This window comes from Macromonas nakdongensis (assembly GCF_002837145.1).
GTDB lineage: Bacteria > Pseudomonadota > Gammaproteobacteria > Burkholderiales > Burkholderiaceae_C > Macromonas_B > Macromonas_B nakdongensis.
Genome location: NZ_NWMV01000097.1, coordinates 1 through 7,853 on the forward strand (window position 1 = coordinate 1; position 7,853 = coordinate 7,853).

At 68.8% G+C, this 7,853-nt stretch carries 10 protein-coding genes; 3 read left to right on the top strand and 7 right to left on the bottom strand.

The window, feature by feature from the left end; translation table 11 throughout:
- The 3 genes from CON77_RS12290 to CON77_RS12300 form a co-directional block, all read left to right on the top strand.
- Window positions 1-327 (top strand): PaaD-like zinc ribbon domain-containing protein (locus tag CON77_RS12290; RefSeq protein WP_439650572.1); only part of this gene is annotated, 327 nt, incomplete at its 5' end.
- A gap of 41 nt (window positions 328-368) precedes the next feature.
- Entirely contained in the window at window positions 369-1,466 is a 1,098-nt protein-coding gene (gene paaE, locus CON77_RS12295) for a 1,2-phenylacetyl-CoA epoxidase subunit PaaE (RefSeq protein WP_101049557.1), read from the top strand.
- A gap of 119 nt (window positions 1,467-1,585) precedes the next feature.
- Window positions 1,586-1,843, top strand: coding sequence for a TFIIB-type zinc ribbon-containing protein (locus CON77_RS12300; protein ID WP_101049558.1), 258 nt, complete (start codon window positions 1,586-1,588; stop codon window positions 1,841-1,843).
- A gap of 40 nt (window positions 1,844-1,883) precedes the next feature.
- Here the strand turns inward: CON77_RS12300 and CON77_RS12305 are convergent, their stop codons facing one another.
- From CON77_RS12305 to CON77_RS12335, 7 genes are all read right to left on the bottom strand, one after another.
- Complete coding sequence (locus CON77_RS12305; RefSeq protein WP_101049560.1) at window positions 1,884-2,345, bottom strand: group I truncated hemoglobin; 462 nt, start codon at window positions 2,343-2,345, stop codon at window positions 1,884-1,886.
- A 31-nt stretch (window positions 2,346-2,376) separates the two neighbouring features.
- Complete coding sequence (locus CON77_RS12310) at window positions 2,377-3,336, bottom strand: DUF3034 family protein (protein ID WP_101049562.1); 960 nt, start codon at window positions 3,334-3,336, stop codon at window positions 2,377-2,379.
- Window positions 3,337-3,496: 160 nt separating this feature from the next.
- Window positions 3,497-4,405: a bifunctional methylenetetrahydrofolate dehydrogenase/methenyltetrahydrofolate cyclohydrolase FolD gene (folD, locus tag CON77_RS12315; protein ID WP_101049564.1), complete on the bottom strand. Its 909-nt coding sequence runs from the start codon at window positions 4,403-4,405 to the stop codon at window positions 3,497-3,499.
- A gap of 9 nt (window positions 4,406-4,414) precedes the next feature.
- The gene (gene purU / locus CON77_RS12320) at window positions 4,415-5,278 is read right to left on the bottom strand and encodes a formyltetrahydrofolate deformylase (RefSeq protein WP_101049566.1); all 864 of its coding nucleotides are present in this window, start codon (window positions 5,276-5,278) and stop codon (window positions 4,415-4,417) included.
- A gap of 13 nt (window positions 5,279-5,291) precedes the next feature.
- On the bottom strand, window positions 5,292-6,422 hold the full coding sequence (locus tag CON77_RS12325) for an aminomethyl transferase family protein (protein WP_101049568.1): 1,131 nt from the start codon (window positions 6,420-6,422) through the stop codon (window positions 5,292-5,294).
- A 44-nt stretch (window positions 6,423-6,466) separates the two neighbouring features.
- Window positions 6,467-7,546, bottom strand: coding sequence for a heme-dependent oxidative N-demethylase family protein (locus tag CON77_RS12330; RefSeq protein ID WP_101049570.1), 1,080 nt, complete (start codon window positions 7,544-7,546; stop codon window positions 6,467-6,469).
- A gap of 25 nt (window positions 7,547-7,571) precedes the next feature.
- Window positions 7,572-7,853, bottom strand: a 282-nt coding sequence (locus tag CON77_RS12335) for a 2Fe-2S iron-sulfur cluster-binding protein (RefSeq protein ID WP_157826949.1), incomplete at its 5' end; no start/stop codon positions are given.

Here is a 7,853-nt window from a genome sequence, read left to right on the forward strand (position 1 = left end):
GCCGGGCTGGCCGGGTTGGGCGTGCCCGCGCGGGTGGTGACGCAGCTGGCCCCGGCCTGGACCACCGACTGGATGAGCGCGGCCGCCAAGGACAAGCTGCGCGCCTACGGCATCGCCCCGCCGCACGCGGCCTGCGCGGGCGAGCGGGCCGGCGAAGGCGTGCTGCGTTTCGTGCGCGGTGCCGCCGAGCCGGGCCCGGCCGTGGCCTGCCCGCACTGCGGTTCGGTGCACACCGTGGAATCGTCGCGTTTCGGTTCCACCGCCTGCAAGGCGCTTTACAAATGCCTGGACTGCCAGGAACCGTTCGACTACTTCAAGCCCTACTGACGACCCACCGGGCGCCCCCGGCGGCCCGCGGAGATTGCCCCATGTCTGCACCCCGTTTCCACGAACTCACCGTCAAGCGTGTCAGCCCCGAAGCCGCGGGCGCCGTGGCCATCACTTTCGACATCCCCGAAGCCGCGCGCGAGGCCTTCCGCTTCGAGCCCGGCCAGTTCCTCACCCTGCGCGCCCAGGTCGGCGGGCAGGACGTGCGCCGCAACTACTCCATCAGCAGCCCACGCAGCCGTCTGGCCCGCGCCGGCGAGCTGGAGGTGGGCATCCGCCCGGTGGAGGGTGGGGTGTTTTCCAACTGGGCCGCCACCGCCGTCCAGGCCGGCGACACCCTGCTCGTCATGCCGCCGGAAGGCCGCTTCACCGTGCAGAAGGCGCGCGCCATCCACCGCGTCGGTTTTGCCGCGGGCTCGGGCATCACGCCCATCTTGTCCATCGCCGCCAGCACGCTGGAGGAGCAGCCCGGCTCCAAGTTCACCCTGGTGTACGGCAACCGCCGCATGGGCAGCGTGATGTTCAACGAGGCCTTGCAGGACCTGAAGGACCGCTATGCAGACCGCTTCACCATGATCCATGTGCTTTCGCGCCAGGCGCAGGAGGTGGACCTGCTCCAGGGCCGCATCGACCGGCAGAAGGTGCGCGACATCGTTGCCGCGCTGCTGCCCGCCCCGAGCATGGACGAGGTCTTCATCTGCGGCCCCGAGGCCATGATCGAGGCCACCGAGCAGGCGCTGCAGGCCCTGGGTGTGCCGGCCAACCGCATCCACACCGAACGCTTTGCCAGCTCGGCCGCGCAGGCGCAGAAGGTGCAGGCCGACACCGACGCCGCCGGCCGCGAAGCCCCTGCGGGCCAGACGGTGCAGTTGTCGGTGCTGGTGGACGGGAAAACCCACGAACTGGCCATGGCCCCGGGCGAGCACGTGCTCGACGTGGCGCTCAACGCCGGGCTGGACCTGCCCTATTCGTGCAAGGGTGGGGTGTGCTGCACCTGCCGCTGCAAGGTGCTGGACGGTCAGGTGGCCATGGACAAAAATTTCACCCTGGAAGCGGCCGAGGTGGCCCAGGGCTTTGCGCTGAGCTGCCAGGCCCGCGCCCTGACCGGGCGCCTGGTGGTGAGCTTTGACGAGCGCTGAGCGGCTGCCGGCGGCGTCATCCGGGGACTTCGCCGCTGGCCGGGGCTGAACTTTGTGGCTGGCGCCAGGTCTAGCCCAGCAGGCCCGCGCCTTCGCCGCGGGCAGCCCGAGGACCACGCATGAAATGCCCCCACTGCACCGACGTGACCCTGGCGATGACCGAACGCCAGGGCGTCGAGATCGACTACTGCCCGCAATGCCGCGGCGTTTGGCTGGACCGCGGTGAGCTGGACAAGTTGATCGAGCGCAGCGCCACCGCCGCGCCGGCCCAGGCCCCGGTGCCGCCGCGCCGCCCCGATTTCGTCGATTCCGATTACCGCCATGGCGGCTACGGGTACAAGAAGCGCAAATCCTGGCTCAGCGAAATCTTCGACTGAACCGCGCGGCCGAGGCCCTGCCCCGACCGCGCGGGGCCGGTCACCGCACCGTGACCACGTCGCGGTGCATCGGCGCCAGCAGCGCCAGCATCTGGTTCTGGCGGGTGAAGGGGATGCCCTTGGCGTCCATGCTCGCCTGCAGCACTTCCACCAAGCGGTTGAAGTGGGCCGGGGTGATGTTCAGGCCGGCGTGCGACTGCACCATGTTGCGGCCGCTGTACTGGCAGGGGCCGCCGGCCAGCTGGCAGGTCTGCTCGGTCAGCAGGCGCGACAGGTTTTGCAGGTTGGTGGTCTTGAACTGGTCGCCGATGGCGGTGTCGGCGGCCAGGCGCTGGACGAAGTCGTCCATGAGCGCCTGCAGGCCGGCCTTTTCGCCAAACGCCTGGTACAGCCCGGCGGCGGGGGCCACCGGGTAGGCAGTGGCGTTGCTTTGGGCCAGTGCGGCACCGGTGCCGAACAGGGCGCTGGCGCACAGCGCCAGGGTGGTGAGGAGGGTTTTCATGCTGAACTTTCCAAATGGGGGGTGAAGGCGGTCAGAACGCCACCTGGGCCGACAGGTAGGCGCCGCGTTGCTTGCGGTTGGCGGTCAAACCCGGGGCGATCTTGCCCAGGTCCACGTAGGCTGCCGTCAGCGACAGGTTCTTGCTCGGCGCCCAGGCGATGAAGACGTCCTTCCAGTGGTCCGCTTCCAGGGCCCCCGGAATGAACTCGTTGCGCAGCTTGTTCGTCATGGCGCGGTACTCAAACCCCACGGCCAGGTCTTTGCGCAGCAGGTACGCCACCGAGATTTCGGGGCGCAGCTCGTAGCCGTTGTCCAGGTTGCCGCCGAAGCCGAGCAGCCCGTTCTGGTTGGCTTTGGTGGCCCGCAGCGTGCCGTTCACCAACAGCCCCTGGGCCAGGAACAGCTTGGTGGCGCTGACGTACACGTCGGTGCCGCTGCGCTTGGCGCCCAGCACGCCCTCGACCACGCCCTCGGTGAAGGCGTTGGCCGCCAGCCGTTTGTGCTGGATGCCCACGGCGATCTGCGGCATCCAGGTGTCGCTGTCCAGCACCGCATCGCCCGCAATGCGGTACTTGGCGCCGAAGATGTCCTGCTTCAGGGGCAGGCCCCCAAAGGTGGGCGGGATGCCCAAGGCACCGTCCAGCACGCCCAGGGCGTTGCCGGTGTTGAACTTCTGGTGCGCCAACGACAGCTCGAAGCGGTCGTGCAGGCCCACCGCCACGCCGTAGCCGGTGAGCGCGTAGTCGTCGGTCACGGCACGGCTGGCGTAAGCCGCCACACCGATTTCACCGCCCGAGGCTTGCGAGCCGATCACCGCCCAGGGCGACAGGCCACCGCCGGCCGCGCCTTCGATGGTGCTGACGCCGCCGGTCAGCAGGAGTTTGCCGGTGTCGGCCTGGGCCGCGAGTGGGGTGAGGCCTGCGGCCGCTGCCGCGGCCACCGCGCCAGCCACCAAGCGGCCGCGCGCGACCGAAGAGAGGAGTGTGTTCATGGTGTGTACCTGTGAAGGGTTCGGTGTCAGACGACCTGACCTTCTGGGTACGCACCCACTCCAGCAATGGATGTGCCGGGTGCCGGTTTTCAGGGTTTACACGGAGTTTCCCCGCTACCAGCCCCGCGCGCGTGGTTTCGACGGGCGCGGAGCCGCGTGCTCAGTCCCCGGGCGCGGCCGGGCGGTCCCAGCCGTAGCGGGCAGGGCCGGCCGACCCGATGTCCGCCGAGCGCTCGGCCGAGCGCAGGGTGTTCTCGATCAGCATGGTCACCGTCATCGGGCCCACGCCGCCGGGCACCGGGGTGATCCACGAGGCTTTTTCCTTCACCTCGTCGAAGCACACGTCACCGACGATGCGGCCGTCCGGCAGGCGGTTGATGCCGACGTCGATGACGATGGCGCCGCGCTTGACCATCTGCGGCACGATCAGCCCGGGTTTGCCGGCCGCGACGATGAGGATGTCGGCCAGGATGGTGTGCTGCGCCAGGTCGCGCGTCTTCGCGTGGCAGATGGTGACGGTGGCCTCGCGCTGCAGCAGCATCAGGCCCATGGGCTTGCCGACGATGTTGCTGGCGCCCACCACCACCACGTTCTGGCCGGCCACATCGGTGCCGGTGGCGTCCAGCAGCAGTTGCACGCCGTAGGGGGTACAGGGCGGGAAGATGCTGTTGCCGGTGACCAGCGCGCCGACGTTGTAGAGGTGGAAGCCGTCCACGTCCTTGTCCACCGCGATCGCCTCCAGCACGCGCGCCACCGGGATGTGTGGCGGCAGCGGCAGCTGCACCAGGATGCCGTGCACCTGCTCGTCGGCGTTCAGGCGTTCGATGGTGGCGAGCACCTCGGCCTCGCTCACGTCGGCGGGCAGGCCCACGTGCAGGGAGCGCACGCCACACTCTTCGCAGGCCTTGATCTTGTTGCCGACGTAGACCTGCGAGGCCGGGTTGTCGCCCACCAGGATCACCGCCAAGCCGGGCTGCACGCCCTGGGCCTGGAGGTGCCCCACCCGTTCGCGGAAACCGGCACGAAGTTGCCGCGACAGCGCCTTGCCGTCAATGATCTGGGCGGTCATGGCGCGGGCTCAGCGGAACACCACGGTCTTGTTGCCGTGGATCAGCACCCGGTCTTCCAGGTGGTAGCGCAGGCCGCGCGCCAGCACCGCCTTCTCCACGTCCTTGCCGCTGCGCACCAGTTCTTCGGGCACGTCGGAGTGGTCGATGCGGATCACGTCCTGCTCGATGATCGGGCCCTGGTCGAGTTCGGAGGTGACGTAGTGGCAGGTCGCGCCGATCAGCTTGACGCCGCGCTGGAAGGCCTGGTGGTAGGGCTTGGCGCCGATGAAGCTGGGCAGGAAGCTGTGGTGGATGTTGATGATCTGGCCCGGGAACTTGTCGCACAGGTCGGGCGAGAGGATCTGCATGTAGCGCGCCAGCACCATGGCGTCGGCGTCGGCCTCGCGGTAGAGCCGCTCGACCTCGGCGTAGGCATGGACCTTGGTGTCGGGCGTGACCGGCACGTGGTGGAAGGGGATGCCGTGCCACTCCACCAGGCCGCGGAAGGTTTCGTGGTTGGAGATGACGCAGGGGATGTCGATGTCCAACTCGCCGGACTGCCAGCGGCCCAGCAGGTCGTACAGGCAATGCTCCTGCTTGGAGACCAGGATGACGACGCGCTTTTTGCGCGCGCTGTCGGCGATGCGCCATTGCATGCCAAAGGGTTCGGCCAGCTGGGCGAAAGCGGCGCGAAATGCGTCGATGTCGAGTTGCAGCGAATCGGCCAGGATCTCCTGGCGCATGAAGAACATGGCGGACTCGGCGTCGGCGTGGTGGCTGGCTTCGGTGATCCAGCCGTTGTGCTGGGCCAGGAAGTTGCTGACGGCGGCGACGATGCCGACGCGGTCGGGGCAGGACAGGGACAGGGTGTAGCGGCGGGGCGGGGTGCTCATGGTGGGGCCTTGTTCAGTCTTTGGCGGTGCGCTTGGTTTTTTGCGGGTCGTCGAAGGGCAGGGTGTGGGCGGTGGCGGCGCACTGCAGCGCGGCACCGCGCAGGGTCATCGCCTTCCCATGCACCGCGTACGCCGGGTCGAGGCGGGCGATGGCCATGGAGCGGCCGGTCAGGCGCGAGTACATGCCGCAGGTGACGAAGCCGACCTTGCGCTCGCCGTCGTACAGCGCGTCGCCGGCCTGGGCGGCATCGGTGCTGGCCAGTTCGACGCCGAAGATCTTGAAGCGCTCCTTGCCTTGGAGGCGGTAGTGTTCGGCGGCGCCGCGGAACTCGGTCTTGCCGGGCGAGACGGTGAAGTCCAGCCCCAGCTCCCACAGGGTGTCGCCGATCGGCTCGCCCTCCATGGGGTACATGTCGGAGTTGTCGTAGGGGTAGAACAGCAGGCAGCTTTCCACGCGCAGCCAGTCCAGCGCGGTGAAGGCGCAGGGCACGATGCCCATGGCCTGGCCCTCTTCGACGATGGTGTCCCAGATGGTGGGCGCGTCGGCGGCCTTGCAGAAGATCTCGTAGCCGCGTTCGCCGGTGTAACCGGTGCGCGAGATGGTGACCGGGCGGCCGAACAGCGTGGTGTGGGTGTGGTGGAAGTAGGGCAGCTGGCGGATGCCCGGCACGTGTTTGGACAGGTATTCCACCGCCAGTGGGCCTTGCAGCGACAGGTCGTGCAGGTCGTCGTCGAACAGCACCGAGACGTTGCGGCCGACCGCGCCGCGGGTCAGGATCTCGTGGCCCTGGCCGGCGCCGTGCACCACCATGAAGGCGTTGGGGCCGTTGCGGTAAATGACGCAGTCGTCGATGAACTTGCCGTCCTCGTTGAGCATGCAGGCGTAGACCGATTTGCCCGGGTAGAGCTTGCTGACGTTGCGGGTGGTGGCGTGGTTGATGAGCATCTCGGCGTGCGGGCCGATGACGTGCACCTTCTTCAGGCCGGACACGTCCATCAGGCCGGCCTTGGTGCGGATGGCCTCGTGTTCGTCGGCCAGGTCGGTGCGGTAGGTCCAGGCCGTGCCCATGCCGTTCCAGTCGGCCAGGGACGAGCCGAGTGCGCGGTGGCGGTCGGCCAGGGCAGAGATGCGCCAAGAAGTCATGTGTCTCTCCAGTGCAGATGAAAGAAGGAAATGAATGGGAGGGCTTAGGCCGTTTCGGCCAGGGTGTCGGTGTCGGCGTGGGTGCCCACGGGCAGGGGCGCGCCGTCGTCGTGGGCGGCCAGGTGGGCCACGGCCAGCGGCAGGTAGCGGGTCAGGCCCTTGTATTCGGCCAGGGCCGGGTGCAGGGTGGACAGCACGCGGTGCAGGCGCTTGCCCCACTTGGGCACGCGCGCCAGGTCGTCGAGCGAGGCCAGGTAGCCGCGGATTGGGAACAGCAAGGCGTTGCTGCGCGGCAGGCGCCACAAGGTCTGCAATTCCACCCGCAGGTGCAGCTTGCGGCCGATGTTCTCGGGCGTGAGCGAGGCGCGGTCGGGGCCCCACTCGGGGTAGGTTTCGGGCGCGGTGTCGAGCCGCGGGTTGACCGTCATGGTCCAGTTCAGGCGCCGCACCGGCTGGCCCAGGCGCACCATCAGCAGGTACTTGAGCGCGCGTTCGAACACCCCGGCCTGGTGCGCCAGTGGCACCGGGCCGTGCCATTCCATGAAGCCCATGCCGACGTTGAAGTCCAGCGACCAGTCGGCCTGCGAGGTCACCATGCCGGCGTCCAGGAACAGGTTGTTGTCGCGCTGGTCGCAGATGGCGAAGTCGCCCTGCACCTGGCGGGTGATGTACTCGAAGGGCTCGCAGGGCAGCGTGGCGGCGTCGCCGAAGGTGAAGGTCTGCACCAGGCCCAGCGGGCGGTTGGTCCAGGTCCAGCTGGCGCCGAAACCGTCGCCGGATTTCTGCAGCGCGAAGTGTTCCGGGTAGTCGCGGGACAGGCTCTCCATCAGCAGCTCCAGCGTGTCCCACTGGGCCGTCATCATGTGCGGCAGCGCTTGGCAGCGGCCGGGGTCGCGTTCGAGCGTGATGGCCCGGTCGCGGCACTCGGCGATGTAGTGCTCGTCCACGTCGAAGGCGTGCACGAAGGCGTCGCTCGGCCCGCTGCCGTTGTGCGGCTCCATGTTGACGCTGTACATGTAGCGGTCTTCGGGGAACGGGAAGGGGAAGCGCAGGATGGCGGCGTCGCTGTTGCGGTAGGTGTAGTCGCCGCGGAAGGTTTCGTCGGGCTTGAAGGCGAGGCTCATGGGTGGCTCCTGTGGGGGTGTGGACTCAGATGTCCAGCACCAGCTGCGGGCTGCGCGCGCGGGAGACGCAGGGCATGATCAGCCGGCCGCTGGCGCGTTCGGCGGGGCTGAGGCAGTGGTCGCGGTGCTCCGGTTCGCCGTCGAGCACCGGGGTGATGCAGACGCCGCAGGCGCCGCCGCGGCACAGGCAGGGTGCGGCCACGCCGGCGCGTTCCAGCGCTTCGAGCAGGCTTTCGTCCTCGGCCACCCGCAGGCGCAGGCCAGATTTGTGCAGCACCGCCTCGAAGGCGTTGCCGCCGGCGCTGGC